This window comes from Castellaniella denitrificans, from assembly GCF_042653765.1.
Lineage (GTDB): Bacteria > Pseudomonadota > Gammaproteobacteria > Burkholderiales > Burkholderiaceae_B > Castellaniella > Castellaniella denitrificans.
The window spans coordinates 439,882-458,507 of the sequence record NZ_JBHSEZ010000028.1; the positions used below are offsets into that span (position 1 = coordinate 439,882).

At 69.6% G+C, this 18,626-nt stretch carries 17 protein-coding genes; 16 read left to right on the plus strand and 1 reads right to left on the minus strand.

The window, feature by feature from the left end; genetic code table 11:
• Window positions 1-92: 92 nt before the first annotated feature.
• The 7 genes from leuB to ACFO27_RS14180 all read left to right on the plus strand — a co-directional run bounded on the left by leuB (window position 93) and on the right by ACFO27_RS14180 (window position 8,086).
• A complete protein-coding gene (leuB, locus tag ACFO27_RS14150) occupies window positions 93-1,169 on the plus strand; it encodes a 3-isopropylmalate dehydrogenase (protein ID WP_376817899.1) in 1,077 nt (358 codons plus the stop codon).
• Between the two features lie 52 nt (window positions 1,170-1,221).
• The gene (gene asd / locus ACFO27_RS14155) at window positions 1,222-2,352 is read left to right on the plus strand and encodes an aspartate-semialdehyde dehydrogenase (protein WP_376817900.1); all 1,131 of its coding nucleotides are present in this window, start codon (window positions 1,222-1,224) and stop codon (window positions 2,350-2,352) included.
• A 14-nt stretch (window positions 2,353-2,366) separates the two neighbouring features.
• Window positions 2,367-4,052, plus strand: a complete 1,686-nt coding sequence (locus ACFO27_RS14160; protein ID WP_376817901.1) for a type IV pilus assembly protein FimV — start codon at window positions 2,367-2,369, stop codon at window positions 4,050-4,052.
• Window positions 4,053-4,128: 76 nt separating this feature from the next.
• Window positions 4,129-4,965, plus strand: a complete 837-nt coding sequence (gene truA / locus ACFO27_RS14165) for a tRNA pseudouridine(38-40) synthase TruA (protein WP_376817902.1) — start codon at window positions 4,129-4,131, stop codon at window positions 4,963-4,965.
• 123 nt (window positions 4,966-5,088) lie between these two features.
• A complete protein-coding gene (locus ACFO27_RS14170; RefSeq protein ID WP_376817903.1) occupies window positions 5,089-5,706 on the plus strand; it encodes a TRAP transporter small permease subunit in 618 nt (205 codons plus the stop codon).
• 2 nt (window positions 5,707-5,708) lie between these two features.
• Window positions 5,709-7,376, plus strand: coding sequence for a TRAP transporter large permease (locus ACFO27_RS14175; protein WP_376817904.1), 1,668 nt, complete (start codon window positions 5,709-5,711; stop codon window positions 7,374-7,376).
• Window positions 7,373-8,086, plus strand: coding sequence for a phosphoribosylanthranilate isomerase (locus ACFO27_RS14180; RefSeq protein ID WP_376817905.1), 714 nt, complete (start codon window positions 7,373-7,375; stop codon window positions 8,084-8,086). Before ACFO27_RS14175 ends, ACFO27_RS14180 begins: the two co-directional genes overlap by 4 nt.
• Window positions 8,087-8,161: 75 nt before the next feature.
• On the opposite strand, the gene ACFO27_RS14185 is transcribed toward ACFO27_RS14180, so the two are convergent.
• Window positions 8,162-9,511 carry an MFS transporter gene (locus ACFO27_RS14185; RefSeq protein ID WP_376817906.1) on the minus strand — a complete coding sequence of 450 codons (1,350 nt, stop codon included), beginning with the start codon at window positions 9,509-9,511 and terminating at the stop codon, window positions 8,162-8,164.
• 202 nt (window positions 9,512-9,713) lie between these two features.
• Between ACFO27_RS14185 and cyoA the strand changes: the two genes are divergently transcribed.
• The 9 genes from cyoA (at window position 9,714) to ACFO27_RS14230 (ending at window position 18,622) form a co-directional block, all read left to right on the plus strand.
• A complete protein-coding gene (gene cyoA, locus ACFO27_RS14190) occupies window positions 9,714-10,622 on the plus strand; it encodes a ubiquinol oxidase subunit II (RefSeq protein WP_376817907.1) in 909 nt (302 codons plus the stop codon).
• A 2-nt stretch (window positions 10,623-10,624) separates the two neighbouring features.
• Window positions 10,625-12,616, plus strand: a complete 1,992-nt coding sequence (gene cyoB / locus ACFO27_RS14195; RefSeq protein WP_376817908.1) for a cytochrome o ubiquinol oxidase subunit I — start codon at window positions 10,625-10,627, stop codon at window positions 12,614-12,616.
• The gene (gene cyoC, locus ACFO27_RS14200) at window positions 12,609-13,250 is read left to right on the plus strand and encodes a cytochrome o ubiquinol oxidase subunit III (protein ID WP_376817909.1); all 642 of its coding nucleotides are present in this window, start codon (window positions 12,609-12,611) and stop codon (window positions 13,248-13,250) included. Before cyoB ends, cyoC begins: the two co-directional genes overlap by 8 nt.
• Complete coding sequence (gene cyoD / locus ACFO27_RS14205) at window positions 13,247-13,636, plus strand: cytochrome o ubiquinol oxidase subunit IV (RefSeq protein ID WP_376817910.1); 390 nt, start codon at window positions 13,247-13,249, stop codon at window positions 13,634-13,636. Before cyoC ends, cyoD begins: the two co-directional genes overlap by 4 nt.
• Window positions 13,637-13,709: 73 nt before the next feature.
• Complete coding sequence (locus ACFO27_RS14210; protein WP_376817911.1) at window positions 13,710-14,513, plus strand: SURF1 family protein; 804 nt, start codon at window positions 13,710-13,712, stop codon at window positions 14,511-14,513.
• A gap of 47 nt (window positions 14,514-14,560) precedes the next feature.
• A complete protein-coding gene (locus ACFO27_RS14215; RefSeq protein ID WP_376817912.1) occupies window positions 14,561-15,835 on the plus strand; it encodes an ATP-binding protein in 1,275 nt (424 codons plus the stop codon).
• Entirely contained in the window at window positions 15,819-16,382 is a 564-nt protein-coding gene (locus ACFO27_RS14220) for a response regulator transcription factor (protein WP_376817913.1), read from the plus strand. Before ACFO27_RS14215 ends, ACFO27_RS14220 begins: the two co-directional genes overlap by 17 nt.
• Before the next feature lie 288 nt (window positions 16,383-16,670).
• Window positions 16,671-17,639, plus strand: a complete 969-nt coding sequence (locus ACFO27_RS14225; protein ID WP_376817914.1) for an ABC transporter substrate-binding protein — start codon at window positions 16,671-16,673, stop codon at window positions 17,637-17,639.
• A gap of 95 nt (window positions 17,640-17,734) precedes the next feature.
• The gene (locus ACFO27_RS14230; protein ID WP_376817915.1) at window positions 17,735-18,622 is read left to right on the plus strand and encodes an ABC transporter permease; all 888 of its coding nucleotides are present in this window, start codon (window positions 17,735-17,737) and stop codon (window positions 18,620-18,622) included.
• The last annotated feature ends 4 nt before the right edge of the window (window positions 18,623-18,626 follow it).

Here is an 18,626-nt window from a genome sequence, read left to right on the forward strand (position 1 = left end):
CCGCGCGCGAGCGGCGCCTTCCGGCCCGACCGGCGGCATGCGCGGATCCCTCCGCGTCCCGCGGGCCGGGCTTTCACGAATCGGAATCCTTCATGACTTCTCGCATCGCAGTCCTGCCGGGCGACGGCATCGGCCCTGAAATCGTCGAGCAGGCGGTGCGCGTGCTGCGCGCGCTGGACCTAGACCTGGAACTGACCGAGGCGCCCGTGGGCGGCGCCGCCTACGCGGCCAAGGGCCATCCCCTGCCCGAGGACACCCTGGCCCTGGCCAAGCGTTCCGACGCCGTGCTGTTCGGCGCCGTGGGCGACTGGAAATACGATCACCTGGAACGCGCCCTGCGCCCGGAACAGGCGGTGCTGGGCCTGCGCAAGGCCCTGGGGCTGTTCGCCAACCTGCGCCCGGCGATCCTGTATCCGGAACTGGCCAACGCCTCGTCGCTCAAGCCCGAAGTGGTCGCCGGCCTGGACATCCTGATCGTGCGCGAACTGACGGGCGACATCTATTTCGGCCAGCCGCGCGGCGTGCGCACGCTGGAGGACGGCCCATTCGCGGGCGAGCGCCAGGGCTACGACACCATGCACTACGCCGAGTCCGAGATCCGCCGCATCGCCCACGTGGCCTTCCAGGCGGCGGCCAAGCGCCAGGGCCGGCTGTGCAGCGTGGACAAGGCCAACGTGCTGGAAACCTCGCAGTTCTGGCGCGACATCGTGACCGACGTGGCGCGCGAATATCCCAAGGTCGAACTCTCCCACATGTATGTGGACAATGCCGCGATGCAGCTCGTGCGCGCGCCCAAGGCCTTCGACGTGGTGGTGACCGGCAATCTGTTCGGCGACATCCTGTCGGACGAGGCCGCTATGCTGACGGGCTCGATCGGCATGCTGCCCTCGGCGTCGCTGAACGCCAGCCGGCAGGGCCTGTACGAGCCCAGCCACGGTTCGGCGCCGGACATCGCCGGCCAGAACGTCGCCAATCCCCTGGCGACCATCCTGTCGGCGGCCATGATGCTGCGCTATTCCCTGGACGCGGCGCCCGCCGCCGACCGGATCGAGGCCGCCGTGCAGGCGGTGCTGGCCCGGGGCTTGCGCACGGCCGACATCTTCGAGGCCGGCACCACGCGGGTTTCGACCTCGGAAATGGGCGATGCCGTGCTGAAGGCATTAAACTGAAGCATTAAACTAGGCGTTCATACATCCACTTTTACGGTTCAGGCAGGAATTTATGGCTCAGGCAGTCGGTTTGGTCGGTTGGCGCGGGATGGTCGGCTCGGTGCTCATGCAGCGCATGCGCGACGAAAAGGACTTCGATTTGTTCGAACCGGTCTTCTTTTCCACCAGCAACGCGGGCGGCGCGGCGCCGGCCTGGGCGGCGGGCGCGGGCCCCCTGCAGGACGCGCACGACATCGAGGCCCTGCGCAAGCTGCCGATCATCGTCACCGCCCAGGGCGGCGACTACACGACCGAGGTCTACCCCAAGCTGCGCGCCGCCGGCTGGAAGGGCCTGTGGATCGACGCCGCCAGCACCCTGCGCATGAAGGACGACGCCATCATCGTGCTCGACCCGGTCAATCGCCCGGTGATCGACGCCGCCCTGCGGCGCGGCGTGCGCGACTTCATCGGCGGCAACTGCACCGTCAGCTGCATGCTGATGGGCCTGGCGGGCCTGTTCAAGGCCGACATGGTCGAATGGATGACCTCCATGACCTACCAGGCCGCCTCGGGCGGCGGCGCGCGCCACATGCGCGAACTCCTGGTCCAGTTCGGCATCCTCAACCAGGCCGTGGCCGGCCAGCTCGCCGATCCGGCCTCCGCCATCCTGGACATCGACCGGGGCGTGCTCAAGGCCCAGCAGGATCCCGGCCTGCCGCGCGAAAACTTCGGCGTGCCCCTGGGCGGCAGCCTGATCCCCTGGATCGACAAGGACCTGGGCGACGGCGTCTCGCGCGAGGAATGGAAGGGCGGCGCGGAAACCAACAAGATCCTCGGGCGCGGCCCGGGCTTCGGCACCGATCCGGTGCCGGTCGACGGCCTGTGCGTGCGGATCGGCGCCATGCGCTGCCACAGCCAGGCGCTGACGATCAAGCTGCGGCGCGACGTTCCCCTGGACGAGATCAACGACGCCGTGCGCACGGGCACCGACTGGGCCCGCCTGGTGCCCAACGACCGCGAATCCTCCATGCGGGACCTGACCCCCGTGGCGGTGACCGGCACGTTGGACATCCCCGTGGGGCGCCTGCGCAAGATGTCGATGGGACCCCAATATCTCAGCGCCTTCACGGTCGGCGACCAGTTGCTGTGGGGCGCCGCGGAACCCCTGCGCCGCATGCTGCGCATCGCCCTGGGCGAACTCTGAACGATAGAAGAAGAATGGAAAAAAATCCCCACGCCGTGCCTTCGACCCAAGACCACCCGACCCCAGCGCGCCGGACCCCGGCGGGCCGCCTGGCGGCCGGCGCCCTGGCGCTGGCCTTCCTGGCGGGCGGGGCGGCCCAGGCCGCGACCTTCGGCCATGCGCGCCTGGCCTCCGGAGCGGGCGAGCCGCTGCTGATCCTGGTGCCGGTCTCCGGCCTGACGGACGCCGACCTGCAGGCCTTGTCGGCCCGGCCCGCGCCGGCCGCCGACTGGGCCCAGGCGGGGCTGACGCCGCCGGTGCCGCTCGACAGCCTGTCCGTTTCCGTCGGCGCCGACGTCCGGCCCGACGGCCGCCGCGTCCTGCGCGTCGGTTCCGGGCAGGCCTTCTCCGGCAACCTGGCGGACCTGCTGCTGGACGTGCGCACGGCCACCGGCGAACAGCGCTACCAGGTATCCCTGGTGGCTCCGGGTCCGGCCCGGAACGCCGCCTCGTCCGCCGACGCCCGGCCGGCGGGGCAGGGCGGGGCGTCGGCGGACGCAGTGGGGGCCGCCGCGCCGCATGCCAGCACCCGGCGGGTGCCGGCCGGCGCCATCGCCGTGCGTCCCGGCGACACGATGTTCGCCATCAGCCGCCGCCATGCGGTCGACGGCGTTTCCGTCTACCAACTGATGATGGCGCTGCAGCGCGCCAATCCCCAGGCCTTCATCCACGACAACGTCAACCTGGTGCGCGCCGGCGCGTCGCTGGCGGTGCCGGACATCAACGACATGCTGTCGATTTCCGACGCCGAGGCCCGGCGCCAGTTCCAGGCCCAGGCCGCCGCCTTCGCGCGGATGCGCGGGCGCCTGGCCGGTACCGCGGCCGAGGCGGGCGCGGGCCAGGCCTCGGCGGGGGCCGTCTCGCAGGAAGAATCCCGGACGGGCGCCAGGCCCGCCGGCGCGGCGGGCGATCGCCTGCGCCTGAGCGAATCCGGGCACAAGGGCGCCGACGCGGCCGCCGACGCCCGCACGGCCCGGGGCCATGCCCTGAAGGACGCCGAAGCCCGGGTCGACCAGCTCCAGAGCAACGTCCAGAACCTGAACCAGGCCCTGCAATCCCAGGGCGAGGCCGCGCGCAATGCCGCCGCCCAGGGGGCCGAGGTCATCGGGCATTCGATCCAGCAGATCGCCAGCGCGATCAGCGAAGCCAGCCAGGAAGCCGCCGCCCAGGCCGACGGGGTGGCCGCGGCGGACGGGAACGCCGGGGCTTCCGGCTCGGCCGGTACGGCGGCCCCGGGGGCGAACGCGGCCGGCGCGGGCGCAGCGGGGGCACAGGCGGGCTCCGGCTCCGCTGCCGGCGGCTCGTCCGCGAACGCCGCGGCGGGTTCCGGGGGCGCGGCTTCCTCCGCTTCCGCTGGCGCCGCCTCGGCAGGTCCCGGCGCCGCGCCGGGCGCGGCCAGCCCGGCCGCCCAGGCGGCCGAGCTGCAGCCTTCCGAGCGTGCCCAGCACCGGGCCTCGTGGCTCCAGGACCACCTGCTGGGCGTGATGACGGGCCTGCTGGCCCTGATCGTGCTCATCATCGCTTGGCTGCTGCGCCGGGCCAACGCCGCCCGGGACGAGGCCGACGCCAGCCCCCGGGTGACGGAATCCATGGTGCGCGAGCGGATCCAGGACATCGACCTGGATCTCGAGCCGGGCGAATCGCGCCCGCCGCAGCGCTGACCGGACGCGGACGGGCGGCCATGACGGCCCTCCGTCCGCGCCGCCGCATCGACACTCGCATCGGAAACCGATCCTCATGGGACGCATCGCGCTCGGGCTGAGCTACGACGGCCGGGGCTGGCAAGGCTGGCAGACCCAGCCCGGCGGCCGGACCCTGCAGGACGTCCTGGAATCGGCGTTGCGCCGCTTCCTGGCGACGCCCGCCGTGGCCACCGTCTGCGCCGGCCGCACCGACGCCGGCGTGCATGCGCTGCAGCAGGTCGTGCACCTGGACACCGGCGCCGTCCGGCGCGACGAGTCCTGGGTGCGGGGGCTGAACGCCCTGCTGCCGGATACCCTGGCCGTGCAGTGGGCCCGCGCCGTCCCCGACGATTTCCACGCCCGCTTCGACGCCCGCGCCCGCACCTATTTCTACGTGCTGCGCAGCGCTCCGGTGCGTTCCCCCATCCTGCACGGGCGGACCGGCTGGGTGCACGACCGGCTCGACGACGGCGCCATGCGCGCCGCCGCCGCCCTGCTGGTGGGCGAGCACGATTTCAGCGCCTTCCGCTCGTCCGAGTGCCAGGCGGCCAGCCCGGTGCGTACCCTGCAGGCGCTGGAGATCCATCGCGGCGGGGATTTCCTGGTCTTCGAATTCCGCGCCAACGCCTTCCTGCACCACATGGTGCGCAACCTGATGGGCGTGCTGGTGATGGTGGGGCGGGGCCGGCGCCCGCCCGAATGGGCGGCCGAGCTGCTGCGCGAGCGCGACCGGCGGCGGGCCGCGCCCACCTTCATGCCCGACGGCCTGTACCTGGCGCACGCCGATTATCCGGATGCGGACCTGCCGCAGCGCACGGCCCGGGAGGCCCTGCGCCATCACCTGGGGATGCTGGATGCCGCTCCGATTCGTCTGGCATGGGGCAGTCCGTAGGGGACTGCCCTATGTCCCGCCTCATCCCGAGGCGGCCCGCCTGAAGCTTCGTATAGAATTGAGCGATTTGATTGCGAACGGGGCAAGCCCGCGTCGTTCCGTTTCCCGTTTCATGGAAGCACGATGAAACCTCTCCTGACGATCTCCCGGTGGATCGACGCGCTGAACACGGTCGTCGGCCGGGCCGTGACCTGGCTGGTGCTGGTGGTGGCCGTGGTCAGCGCCGGCAACGCCGTGGCGCGCAAGCTGTTCAGCCTCGGGTCCAACGCCTGGCTGGAATTGCAGTGGTACCTGTTCGGGGCCATCTTCCTGCTGGCGGCGGGCTATACCTTCCTGCGCAACGAGCACGTCCGGGTGGACGTCCTGTCGCAGAAGCTGCCCGAGCGCGTCCAGGTCGGGATCGAGATCTTCGGCGTGCTGTTCTTCCTGCTGCCGGCGGCCTGCCTGGTGTTCTGGCTGTCGATCCCGTTCTTCTGGGAATCGTGGATCACCCATGAGCTGTCCTCGAACACCGAAGGCCTGATCCGCTGGCCGGCCAAGCTCCTGATCCCGGTCGGCTTCGCCCTGCTGATCCTGGCGGGGCTCTCGCACCTGGTCAAGTGCATCGGCTTCCTGCGGGGCCGGTGCCCCAATCCGATGCAGGTCTCCAGCGGCAAGAGCGACGAGGAAGCCCTGGTGGAAGACATCCTGGCGGCCCAGCGGCAGGCCGGCCTCGAACAACAACAAGAACAGGGACGCTGAGCATGGAATTCCTCGTCGACAATCTCGCGCCGATCATGTTCTTCAACCTGATCGTGTTCCTGCTGCTGGGCTTCCCGGTCGCCTTCTCGCTGGCCGCCACGGGCGTGCTCTATGGCCTGGTGGCCATCGACCTGAACCTGATGAGCCCGCTGCTGTTCCAGGCGCTGCCCCAGCGGGTGTTCGGCATCGTCGGCAACGACACGCTGCTGGCCGTGCCCTTCTTCACCTTCATGGGGCTGATCCTGGAGCGCTCCGGCATGGCCGAGGACCTGCTCGATACGGTCGGCCAGCTCTTCGGCCCGCTGCGCGGCGGGCTGGCGATCGCGGTGGTGTTCGTCGGCGCGCTGCTGGCGGCGACCACCGGCGTGGTGTCAGCCTCGGTCATTTCCATGGGGCTGATCTCGCTGCCCATCATGCTGCGCTACGGCTACGATCGGCGCCTGGCCTCCGGCGTCATCGCCGCGTCCGGCACCCTGTCGCAGATCATCCCGCCCTCGCTGGTGCTGATCATCCTGGCCGACCAGCTCGGGCGTTCCATCGGCGACATGTACCGGGGCGCCATGCTGCCCGGCCTGCTGCTGGCCGGGGCCTACATGGCGTACATCTTCCTGGTGGCCATCGTGCGGCCCGGCCACGTGCCGGCCCTGCCGCCGGAGGCGCGCGGCTTCGTCGACGCGCGCGGCCGGCGCGGCCTGCGGTCCCTGGCGTTCCTGACCCTGATCGCGGCCGCGGCCGCCTACTGGGGCTCGGACTACTACTTCCGAGCCCATACCGACGTGCCGGTGGACGAGCGCGTCGTCATCGTCCTGCTGATCTGGGGCGCGGCCGCCCTGGCGATGGCCCTGGCCAACCGCTTCCTGCGCCTGAAGTTGCTGTCGTCCCTGGCCGAGCGGGTCGTGTTCGTGATGATCCCGCCGCTGGCGCTGATCTTCCTGGTGCTGGGCACCATCTTCATCGGCGTGGCCACGCCCACGGAAGGCGGCGCGATGGGCGCCATCGGCGCGCTGATCATGGCGGTGTCGCGCGGCCGCTTTTCCATGAAGCAGCTGCGCCAGGCCATGGAAAGCACGGCCCGGCTGTCCTGCTTCGTGGTGTTCATCCTGGTGGGCTCGACCATCTTCAGCCTCAGCTTCCGGGGCATCAACGGCGACCTCTGGGTCGAACAACTGCTGCTGCACGTGCCCGGCGGCGAGCTCGGCTTCCTGGTCGTGGTCAGCGTGATGACCTTCTTCCTGGCCTTCTTCCTGGACTTCTTCGAACTGGCCTTCATCATCGTGCCGCTGCTGGGGCCGGTGGCCGACAAGATGGGCATCGACCTGATCTGGTTCGGCGTGCTGCTGGCGGTGAACATGCAGACTTCCTTCGTGCATCCGCCGTTCGGCTTCGCGCTGTTCTACCTGCGCTCCGTGGCGCCCAAGGAGGACTACCACGACCGCGTCACCGGCAAGCTGATCCCGAAGGTCACCACGGCCCAGATCTACTGGGGCTCGATTCCCTTCATCGTCATCCAGATCCTGATGGTGGTGGCGGTGCTGGCCTTCCCCGGCCTGGTGACCCACTACAAGAGCGACGCGCCCACCGTCGATCCGGCCAGCGTCACCTTCGGCCAGGACAGCGCCTACGGTCAGGACGGCTACGGCGCGGGCGACGCCGGGGCGGCGTTCCAATGAGCGCGCCGGCCGCATCGTCCGCCGGGCCGGCGGAAGGCGTCCCCGGATTTCGGCGCACGCGCGTCAAGATCTGCGGGCTGACCCGTCCGCAGGACCTGGACGCGGCCGTGGCGGCCGGCGCCGACGCCGTCGGCCTGGTCTTCTATCCGCCCAGCCGCCGCTGCCTGACGCCGGATCGGGCCGCCGCGCTGCGCGCCCGGGTGCCGGCCTTCGTCGGCGTCACGGCCCTGTTCGTCAATCCCGACGCCCGGACGGTGAGCCAGGTGATCGAGGCCGTGCGTCCCGACCTGCTGCAATTCCACGGCGAGGAATCGCCCGATTTCTGCGCCGGCTTCGGCGTGCGCCACGTGAAGGCCTTCCGGGCCGGGTCGCCCGGCATGGACACGGCGGCCGGGCTGGCCCGGGCCTGCGAGGCCCACGGCCGGGCGGCCGGCTGGCTGTTCGACAGCTACAGCACGGGCTATGGCGGCAGCGGCAGCGGCTTCGACACCGCGCTGCTGGCCGACGTCCCCCGGGGCGAGGGCATGCCGGCCCTGATCCTGTCGGGCGGCCTGAAGGCCGAAACGGTCGGCGCGCAGATCGCCGCCCTGGCGCCGTTCGCCGTGGACGTCAGCAGCGGAGTGGAATCGGCGCCCGGGATCAAGGACCCAGCGCGCATCCAGGCGTTCATGCGGGCGGTGCGCGCCGCCGACGCCGACCGGGCATCTTGAAGACGGCCCCCCCCCGCAACCTTCGGCTTGCGTCCACCGCGCGGCTTGCAAGCCGCGCGGGGACTCGGGCCGGCCTCAGGCGGCGGCGCGGCGGGCCGAGCGGTTCGCGGCCAGGGCCGCCAGGGTGCAGGCCGCGCCCGACAGCAGGTACAGGCTGATCCCGCCCAGGCCGTAGCGGTCCGAGACGCCCAGCGCGACCAGCGGCGCGAAGGCCGCGCCCACCAGCCAGGCCAGGTCGGCGGTCAGCGCGGCGCCCGTGTAGCGGCACGCCGGCAGGAAATTGGCGGTCGCGGTGCCCGACGACTGGCCGTAGGACAGGCCCAGCAGGGCGAAGCCGATCAGGATGAAGGCGTCCTGATGCACCGCGCCGCCGCCCAGCAGCCAGGGCGAGGCGAGGGCGAAGGCGCCGATCAGCACGGCGACGAGGCCCAGCGTGTGGCGCCGGCCGATGCGGTTGGCCAGGTATCCGGAACACAGCATGGCCGCCAGGGCGACCGCGGCGCCCGCGAGCTCGACCGACAGCACCTGGGATACGGTCCGCTGGTGCCGCAGGACGAGCCAGGACAGCGGGAACAGCGTGACCAGGTGGAACAGGGCATAGCTCGCCAGCGAGGCGAAGGCGCCGGTGACGATGTGCCGGCCCTGGGTGCGGACCATCTCCAGCGTGCCGATCGGGCGCAGCTCGCGTTCTTCCAGCAGGCGCGAGAATTCATTGTCCATCACGAGCCGCAGGCGGGCGAACAGGCCGACGACGTTGATGGCGAAGGCCACGAAGAACGGGAAGCGCCAGCCCCAGCCGTTGAAGTCGGCCGGATCCAGGCGGGCGTGCAGGTAGAGGAAGAGGGCGCCGGCCACGAAAAAGCCGATGGGCGCCGACAACTGCCCGAGCATGGCGTACCAGCCGCGGCGCCGGGCGGGCGCGTTCAGGGCCAGCAGCGAGGGCAGGCCGTCCCAGGAACCGCCCCAGGCGATGCCCTGCAGGCAGCGGAAGAGCGCCAACAGGACGATGGCGGGCGCGCCCAGGGTCTCGTGGACGGGCAGGAAGGCGATGCCCGCCGTGGCCGTGCCCAGCAGGAACAGCGCCGCCGTCAGCTTCACGCCCCGGCCCCAGTGCTTCTGCACGTGCATGAAGAGCGTCGTGCCGAAGGGCCGGGCGATGAAGGCCAGGGCGAAGATCGCAAAGGCGTACAGCGTGCCGGCGAGGGGATCCGCGAACGGAAAGAACACCTGGGGGAACACGATCACCGACGCGATCCCGTAGGTGAAGAAATCGAAGTATTCCGACGTGCGGCCGATGATCACGCCGACGGCGATGTCGCCCGGGGATACGGAAGGGTGGCCCTCGGCGTGGCGGGCGGCCCTGGCCTGGTCGTCTTCCCGGGCGCGCGGTCCGGGCAAGCGGGTGCTGAGGATATCTGTCGTCATCGGGTCCTCCTGGTCTGCGGTGCGGGCCGCCGCGCGCAGGCGGCCTCGCGCATAGAATCCCACGCCGGCGGCACGGCCCGCCATTGGACATTACCCGCAGTAACCCTGCGGACCGAAGGGGCATGAGTCAAAATGTCCAATTTCCACCTCGACATTTCAAATCTATAGTATCGGCCTTCGCGTGAAATCGGCATCCAAGGCAATGAGGCACGACAAGATTCTGAAAATACTGCTGGGCGCCGGCCCGGCCCTGCTGCTGGGCGGCTGCGACGCCGTGCTGCTGAACCCGGCGGGCGACGTGGCCCTGCAGCAGCGCAACCTGATCTACACGGCGACCGGGCTGATGCTGATCGTCATCCTGCCGGTGATCGTCGCCACGATCCTGTTCGCCTGGCGCTACCGGGCGGCCAACCGCAAGGCGCGCCACGACCCCGACTGGGATCATTCCACCCGCCTGGAACTGGTGATCTGGTCGGTGCCGCTGATGATCATCATCGCGCTGGGCAGCGTCACCTGGGTCAGCACCCACCTGCTCGATCCCTACCGTCCGCTGAGCCGGATCTCGGCGGACAAGCCCCTGGCCGCCCACGTCGAGCCGCTCACCGTCGAGGTCGTCGCCCTGGACTGGAAATGGCTGTTCATCTACCCGGAATACGGCTTCGCCACCGTGAACGAACTGGCGGCGCCGGTGGACCGGCCGATCCGCTTCAAGATCACGGCCTCCTCGGTGATGAATTCCTTCTTCATCCCCGCCCTGGCCGGCCAGATCTACGCCATGCCGGGCATGCAGACCACGCTGCACGCGGTGATCAACGCCCCCGGGAACTATGAGGGCATGTCCGCGAACTACAGCGGCGCGGGCTTTTCCGGCATGCATTTTCGCTTCCACGGCCTGGACCAGGCCGGTTTCGACGCCTGGGTGGAAAAGAACCGCGCCGCCGGCGGGACCCTGGACCGCGCCGGGTACCTGGCTCTGGAGCGGCCCAGCGAGAACGATCCGGTGCGCCGCTGGGCGGCCGTCGATCCCGACCTGTACCGCCTGATCCTGAATCGCTGCGTGCGGCCCGGTTCGACCTGCATGAGCGATCTCATGCAGCCTATGGAGAAGTAAAGATGGATTTGCGAACCTGGATCCTGGGCCGGCTCAGCCTGGAAGCCATCCCCTACCACGAGCCGATCCTGGTGGCCACCTTCGCCGGCGTGGCCGTGATCGGACTGGCCGTCCTGGCCCTGATGACGCGCTACCGCCTCTGGGGTCCCCTGTGGCGCGACTGGATCGTCAGCATCGACCACAAGAAGATCGGCATCATGTACATGGCGCTGGGCGTGGTGATGCTGCTGCGCGGCTTCGCCGACGCGGCCATGATGCGCCTGCAGCAGGCGATGTCCTTCGGCGATGCGCTGGGCTACCTGCCGCCGCACCACTACGACCAGATCTTCACCGCGCACGGCGTGATCATGATCTTCTTCGTGGCCATGCCGTTCATCACCGGCCTGATGAACTACGTCGTGCCGCTGCAGATCGGCGCGCGCGACGTGGCCTTTCCGTTCCTGAACAACTTCAGCTTCTGGATGACCACCGGCGGCGCCGTCCTGGTGATGATGTCGCTGTTCGTGGGCGAATTCGCCCGCACCGGCTGGCTGGCCTATCCGCCGCTCTCGGGCCTGGACTTCAGCCCCGACGTGGGGGTGGATTACTACATCTGGGCCCTGCAGGTCGCCGGGGTGGGCACGCTGCTGTCGGGGATCAATCTGGCGGTCACCATCATCAAGATGCGCGCGCCGGGCATGAAGCTCATGAAGATGCCGGTCTTCACCTGGACCGCGCTGTGCACCAACATCCTGATCATCATCACCTTCCCGGTGCTGACGGCCACGCTGGCGCTGCTGGGCATGGACCGCTACCTGGGCACCCAGTTCTTCACCAACGACCTGGGCGGCAACCCGATGATGTACGTGAACCTGATCTGGATCTGGGGCCATCCCGAGGTCTACATCCTGATCCTGCCGCTGTTCGGCGCGTTCTCCGAGATCACCTCCACGTACTGCGGCAAGCGCCTGTTCGGCTACACCTCCATGGTGTACGCGACCATCGTGATCACGGTGCTGTCCTACCTGGTCTGGCTGCACCACTTCTTCACCATGGGGTCGGGCGCCAGCGTCAATTCCTTCTTCGGCATCACGACGATGATCATCTCGATCCCCACGGGGGCGAAGATCTTCAACTGGCTGTTCACCATGTACCGGGGCCGCATCCGCTTCGAGCTGCCGATGATGTGGACGGTGGCCTTCATGATCACCTTCGTGATCGGCGGCATGACGGGCGTGCTGCTGGCCGTGCCGCCGGCCGACTTCGTGCTGCACAACAGCCTGTTCCTGATCGCCCACTTCCACAACGTCATCATCGGCGGGGTGGTGTTCGGCGTGTTCGCCGCGATCAACTACTGGTTCCCGAAGGCCTTCGGCTTCCGCCTGAACGTGTTCTGGGGCAAGTGCTCGTTCTGGTGCTGGGTGGTGGGCTTCTGGGTCGCCTTCATGCCGCTCTACATCCTGGGCCTGATGGGCGTCACCCGCCGCCTGAGCCACTTCGAGGATCCCTCGCTGCAGATCTGGTTCCAGGTCGCCGCGGTTGGCGCCTTCCTGATCGCGCTGGGCATCGCCTTCTTCCTGGTGCAGATCTACGTCAGCTGGCGCGACCGCGAGGCGCTGCGCGACGTCACGGGCGACCCCTGGGACGGCCGCACGCTGGAATGGTCCACCTCGTCGCCGCCGCCGGACTACAACTTCGCCTTCACGCCGCGCGTCCATGAGCGCGACGCCTGGTGGCACATGAAGCAGGCGGGCTACCGCCGGCCCGAAAGCGGCTTCGTCGACATCCACATGCCGAAGAACACCGCCGCCGGCTTCACGCTGGCAGCGCTGAGCTCGGTCCTCGGCTTCGCCCTGATCTGGCACATGTGGGCGCTGGTGATCGCGTCCTTCGCGGCCCTGATCGCCGCCGCCATCCACCACACCTTCAACTACCACCGCGACACCCACGTCGCCGCCGCGGACGTGGCGCGCGCGGAGGAAGCCCGCACCCTGCAGTTGGCCCGCCATGTCTGATACCCACATCCTGCATCCCCAAGCGGCCGGCGGTCCGGCCTCCGTTCCCGACTTCGTCGTGCGGGAGCCCCATCATCCGGAAAACGGCACGCTGCTCGGCTTCTGGATCTACCTGATGAGCGACTGCCTCATCTTCGCCTGCCTGTTCGCCGTGTACGGCGTGCAGGGCAGGGCGTATGCCGGCGGCCCCACGGGAGCGGACCTGTTCGACCTGAAGCTGGTGGCGGTGAACACGGCCATGCTGCTGTTCTCGTCCATCACCTACGGCTTCGCCATGCTGGAAGCGCAGCGCGCCCGGCTGCGCGGGACGCTGGCCTGGCTGGTCGTCACCGGCCTGTTCGGGCTGGCCTTTCTGGGACTGGAGCTGTTCGAGTTCCACCACCTGATCGAACAGGGCGCCGGCCCGTGGCGCAGCGCCTTCCTGTCGTCCTTCTTCACGCTGGTCGGCACCCACGGCCTGCACGTGACCTTCGGGATCGTGTGGCTGGTCACGCTGCTGTTCCAGCTCGGCCGCCACGGCCTGATTCCCGAGAACCGCCGCCGCCTGATGTGCCTGTCGATGTTCTGGCACTTCCTGGACGTGGTCTGGATCGGCGTCTTCACCTTTGTCTACCTGATGGGAGTGCTGCCATGAGCAACGGCCACCACACCACGCCCGGGCACGACGCGGCCCACACCGGGGAAGGCGGCCACGCGCCCGGCACGTTCCGGGGCTACATGACCGGCTTCGTCCTGTCGGTGATCCTGACCGCGATTCCCTTCTGGCTGGTCATGGACGGCGTCCTGGCCAGCTCCGGCGCCACCGCGCTGGCGATCCTGCTGATCGGCGCCGCGCAGATGATCGTGCACATGGTGTATTTCCTGCACATGAGCCCCCGCTCCGAAGGCGGCTGGACCCTGCTGGCGCTGATCTTCACCGTCATCATCGTGGCCATCGCTTTGGCGGGGTCGCTGTGGGTGATGTACCATCTGAACGTCAACATGATGCCGGGGCACCTGCACGACATGCCGTCGATGTAGATCCCGCGCGGACGCGGTCCCGCCCGGCCGGCCGCGCCCGCCGTCCCCCCGGGTCCGCTTCCTTCCGCCCACCGTGTCCCAACGCCCCTCACGTCCTCTGCCCACGGGATGGCTCGTCCTCTGGACCGTCCTCCTGGCGGCGGCGCTGGGCGGCTTCGTCGCGCTGGGCACCTGGCAGATCCACCGGATGCACTGGAAGCACGCCCTCATCGCCCGGGTCGATGGCTTCCTGCGCGCGCCGCCCGTGGCCGCGCCCGGGCCGCGCGCCTGGGCCGGCCTGCGGGCCGACCGTGACGAATACCGCCGGGTCGAACTGCGGGGCGTCCTGCTGGACCGCGAGATCCTGGTCCAGGCCAATACCCGCCTGGGTGCCGGATTCTGGGTCATGACGCCCCTGTGGCGCGACGGCGGCGGCTATGTCTTCATCAATCGCGGCTTCGTCGATGCCGCGCACCGCGATCCCGCCCGCCGGGGCGAAGCCCCGCCGGCCGGCCCGGTCCGGATCGAGGGCCTGCTGCGCCTGTCGCAGCCGGGCGGCGGCTTCCTGCGGAGCAACGCGCCGACCGAGGGCCGCTGGTATTCCCGCGACGTGGCCGCCATGGCCCGGTCCCTGGGCCTGTCGCCCGTCGCGCCGTATTTCGTCGACCAGTCGGCGGAGGGCGGGGCCGCCGCGCCGGAGGACGCCTTCCAGGCGGAGCCGCCGCGCTGGCCCGTGCCCGGCCTGACGGTCGTGCGTTTCCGCGACGAGCACCTCGGCTACGCGCTCACCTGGTACGCCCTGGCGGCCATGACGGCGGCGGCGATGGCCTACGGCGCGCGCCAGGAATGGCGCCGCCGCGCGGCGGCGGGCACGGATCCGCGGGGGGAGGTCCGGTGAGCCGGCCGGGCCGCGCGTCCCGGCCGGCGCTTCCGGACGGCTCGCACGTGGCGGGTCGGCAGAACCTGCGCCTGCTGGTCCAGCTGCGCTGGATCGCGGTGCTCGGCCAGGTGCTGGCCATCGCCGTGGCCGTGGCCGGGTTCTCCCTGGCGCTGCCGCTGTCCGACATGGGGGCGGTGGTGGTCCTGCTGATCGTCTACAACTTCTTCAGCCAGCTGCGCCTGAAATGGCACCTGCCCGTGAGCCAGATCGAGCTGTTCCTGGCGCTGCTCGTCGACGTCATGGCCCTGACCGCCCAGCTCTACCTGAGCGGCGGCGCCACCAATCCGTTCATTTTCCTTTACCTGCTGCAGGTGGCCCTGGCCGCCGTCCTGCTGCGGCGGCGCACGACCTGGATGATGGCGGGCGTCACCTCGGCCGCGTTCGCCGGGCTGGTGCTGACCCGCCACCACGGCTACACCCTGCCGCTGGACTTGGGCGGCGGGCTGGACAGTCCCTTCGTGCTGGGCATGCTGGTCTGTTTCGCCCTGAACGCCGTCCTGCTGGCGGCCTTCATCACCCGCATCACCCACAACGTGCGCACGCGCGACGCGCGGCTGGCGGCGCTGCGCCAGCGCGCCTCCGAGGAAGAGCACATCGTCCACATGGGCCTGCTGGCCTCGGGCGCGGCCCATGAGCTGGGCACGCCCCTGGCGACCCTGGACGTGATCCTGGGGGACTGGGCGCATGCGCCCGCCGTGGCCGCCGATCCCGAACTGCGGCAGGACGTGCGCGACATGCAGGCCCAGGTGCAGCGCTGCAAGACCATCCTGGGCGGCATCCTGATGTCGGCCGGCGAGGTGCGCGGCGAGGCTCTGACGCGCACCACCGTGAGCGCCTTCCTGGACGGGCTGGTGGCGCAATGGCGGCAGGCCCACCCGGCGGCCCGCCTGCGCTACCGCCGTACGATCGACACGGACGCGCCGGTGATCGCCGACCAGGGCCTCCAGCAGATGGTGTTCAACGTCCTGAACAACGCGCTGGAAGCCTCGCCGACCCTGCAGGAGCTCACCGCGGTCCTTGAAGACGGCCAGCTCACGCTCGAAATCCGCGACCGGGGGCCGGGCTTCGTCCAGGACGTCCTGCGCTCGCTGGGCAAGCCCTACCGGTCCACCAAGGGCCGGCCGGGCAGGGGGCTGGGCCTGTTCCTGTCGCACAAGGTGGCCCGGTCCCTCAGCGGCACCCTGAGCGCGAGCAACCTGCCCGAAGGCGGCGCCTGCGTCACGATCCGCTTTCCCTTGTCCGCACTGACGCCGGAGGATGCCGATGAGCCCGCTGAATGAACCCCTCGCCGAAGCGCAGCGCCTGCTGCTCGTGGTCGAGGATGACGAGTCGCTGTCGCATTCCCTGGCGCGCTCGTTCGAGCGCCGCGGCTACCGCGTGCTGCGCGCCGACAGCCTGGAATCCGTCGAGGCGCTGCTCGCGCAGGGCCATGAGCCCGGCTACGCCGTCGTGGACCTGAAGCTGCAGGGCGAGGCCTCGGGGCTGGCCTGCGTGCGGCGGTTGCATGCGCACGGGCCCGGGATGCTGATCGTGGTGCTCACCGGCTTCGCCAGCATCGCCACCGCCGTCGAGGCGGTCAAGCTCGGTGCCTGCCACTACCTGGCCAAGCCCTCGAACACGGACGACATCGAGCGCGCCTTCGCCCGCACCGAGGGCGACGTCGAGGCCGCCCTGGCGCCGCGCCAGGCCTCGATCAAGACGCTCGAGTGGGAGCGCATCCACGAAGTGCTGGCCGCGACCAATTTCAACATCTCGGAGACGGCCCGCCGGCTGGGCATGCATCGCCGCACCCTGGCGCGCAAGCTGGAAAAGCGCCAGGTCCGCTGAGCCGCGTCCGCGCGCGTCCTCGCGCCATGGCATCAATCGCCGGACGGGGCGGGGCTTTGAGGGCGCGGGGATGTGGCTTCCGGTATTTATTGATCGATGATTCTTTATTTTGACGCTTTATTGGCATTCGATGCCTCATACGCCTCGCCATTTCGCGTCCAAGCTACAATAATTGCCGCCGCAGGGATATCCCTTGCAGAAAATATTGATCCCGGCGGGTAGACTGGTCGCCGCATTGCCCGATCCGGGCACGGTCCGGCATCGTCCCCCATTCAAAGGAGTTCCCTCATGAAGCTGCATTCCGTCCTTCGCTCGCTTGCCGGCGCCGCCGCCGTGGCGGGCGCGCTGGCCGCCGCGCAGGCCCAGGCGCAATCCGTGGCGGTCACCTCCATCGTCGAGCATCCCGCCCTCGATGCCGTGAAGGACGGCGTGCACGAAGCCCTGGCCTCCGCCGGCTACACCGAGGCCAAGGGCCTGAAGTGGCAGTTCCAGACGGCCCAGGGCAATACCGCCATCGCCGCCCAGATCGCCCGCAAGTTCGTGGGCGACAAGCCCGACGTGATCGTCGCCATCGCCACGCCGTCGGCCCAGGCCGTGGTCGCCGCCACCAAGACCATCCCGGTGGTCTATTCCGCCGTGACCGATCCGGTGGCCGCCCAGCTCGTGCCGGGCTGGGAAGCCTCGGGCACCAACGTCACCGGCGTGTCCGACGCCCTGTCCCTGGAAAAGCAGATCGACCTGATCAAGAAGGTCGTGCCCGGCGCCAAGAAGGTCGGCATGGTCTACAACCCCGGCGAGGCCAATTCCGTGGTCGTGGTGAAGCGCTTGCGCGAACTGCTGCCGCAATCGGGCATGAGCCTGGTGGAAGCCACCGCCGCCCGCACCGTGGACGTGGGAGCCGCCGCCCGCAGCCTGGTGGGCAAGGTCGACGTGATCTACACCAACACCGACAACAACGTCGTCTCGGCCTACGAATCCCTGGTCAAGGTCGGCAATTCCGCCAAGATCCCCCTGGTGGCGTCCGACACCGATAGCGTCAAGCGCGGCGCCATCGCCGCCCTGGGCGTGAACTACCACGACCTGGGCGTGCAGACCGGCAAGCTCGTGGTGCGCATCCTGAAGGGCGAGAAGCCCGGCGCCATCGCCTCCGAAACCAGTTCCAAGGTCGAGCTCTACGTCAATCCCGGCGCGGCCGCCAAGCAGGGCGTGACGCTGTCCGACGCCCTGGTCAAGTCGGCCGCCCAGGTCATCAAGTAACCCCTTCGCGCGTTGCGCGTCCCCGGGCCGCCTGAGGGCGGCCCGATCGTCATGGCGGCGTCCGGCGCGGGGCCGCATCCAGAGATTTCCATTCCATGTCCATCTATTCCATGTGGGGCGCCTTCGAGATCGGGCTGATATTCGGCCTGGTCGCGCTGGGCGTCCTCATTTCCTTCCGCGTGCTGAACTTCCCCGACCTGACGGTGGACGGCAGCTTTCCGCTGGGCGGCGCGACGGCCGCCATCCTGATCCATCACGGCACGGATCCCTTCCTGGCGACCGGCGTGGCCACCCTGGCCGCCGGCTTCGCCGGCATGGTGACGGGCTGGCTCAACGTCCGGCTGAAGATCATGGACCTGCTGGCGAGCATCCTGATGATGATCGCCCTGTATTCGATCAACCTGCGCGTCATGGACGCGCCCAACGTGCCGCTGATCACCGATCCCACCGTGTTCACCGTGCTGCAGCCGGACGGCATCGAGGACTACGTCGCCCGGCCGCTGATCCTGCTGGCGCTGGTGGTGATCGCCAAGCTGCTGCTGGACTGGTTCTTCGCCACCCAGGTGGGCCTGGCGATGCGCTCGACCGGCTCGAACCCGCGCATGGCGCGCGCCCAGGGCATCCGCACGGACAACATGGTCCTGCTGGGCATGGGCATTTCCAATGCGCTGGTCGGCCTGGCCGGCGCGCTGTTCGCCCAGTCGCAGGGCGGGGCGGACATCTCCATGGGCATCGGCACCATCGTCATCGGCCTGGCCGCCGTCATCATCGGCGAGTCCATCCTGCCCAGCCGCCGCCTGATGGTGGCGACGCTGGCCGTGGTGGTCGGCGCCGTGCTCTATCGCTTCTTCATCGCGCTGGCGCTGAACGCGGATTTCGTGGGCCTGAAGGCCCAGGACCTGAACCTGGTCACGGCCGTGCTGGTCACGGTCGCCCTGGTGATCCCGCTCGCCAAGCAGCGCCTGCGCAAAAAGAGGGCCTGATCCC

Coding starts and splice junctions, on each gene's coding strand:
- ACFO27_RS14160 (WP_376817901.1), top strand. CDS start 2,367: ATGGAAAAAAATCCCCACGCCGTGCCTTCGACCCAAGACCACCCGACC.
- ACFO27_RS14225 (WP_376817914.1), top strand. CDS start 16,671: ATGAAGCTGCATTCCGTCCTTCGCTCGCTTGCCGGCGCCGCCGCCGTG.
- cyoD (WP_376817910.1), top strand. CDS start 13,247: ATGAGCAACGGCCACCACACCACGCCCGGGCACGACGCGGCCCACACC.
- truA (WP_376817902.1), top strand. CDS start 4,129: ATGGGACGCATCGCGCTCGGGCTGAGCTACGACGGCCGGGGCTGGCAA.
- ACFO27_RS14185 (WP_376817906.1), bottom strand. CDS start 9,511: ATGACGACAGATATCCTCAGCACCCGCTTGCCCGGACCGCGCGCCCGG.
- cyoA (WP_376817907.1), top strand. CDS start 9,714: ATGAGGCACGACAAGATTCTGAAAATACTGCTGGGCGCCGGCCCGGCC.
- cyoC (WP_376817909.1), top strand. CDS start 12,609: ATGTCTGATACCCACATCCTGCATCCCCAAGCGGCCGGCGGTCCGGCC.
- leuB (WP_376817899.1), top strand. CDS start 93: ATGACTTCTCGCATCGCAGTCCTGCCGGGCGACGGCATCGGCCCTGAA.
- ACFO27_RS14180 (WP_376817905.1), top strand. CDS start 7,373: ATGAGCGCGCCGGCCGCATCGTCCGCCGGGCCGGCGGAAGGCGTCCCC.
- asd (WP_376817900.1), top strand. CDS start 1,222: ATGGCTCAGGCAGTCGGTTTGGTCGGTTGGCGCGGGATGGTCGGCTCG.
- cyoB (WP_376817908.1), top strand. CDS start 10,625: ATGGATTTGCGAACCTGGATCCTGGGCCGGCTCAGCCTGGAAGCCATC.
- ACFO27_RS14230 (WP_376817915.1), top strand. CDS start 17,735: ATGTCCATCTATTCCATGTGGGGCGCCTTCGAGATCGGGCTGATATTC.
- ACFO27_RS14170 (WP_376817903.1), top strand. CDS start 5,089: ATGAAACCTCTCCTGACGATCTCCCGGTGGATCGACGCGCTGAACACG.
- ACFO27_RS14175 (WP_376817904.1), top strand. CDS start 5,709: ATGGAATTCCTCGTCGACAATCTCGCGCCGATCATGTTCTTCAACCTG.
- ACFO27_RS14220 (WP_376817913.1), top strand. CDS start 15,819: ATGAGCCCGCTGAATGAACCCCTCGCCGAAGCGCAGCGCCTGCTGCTC.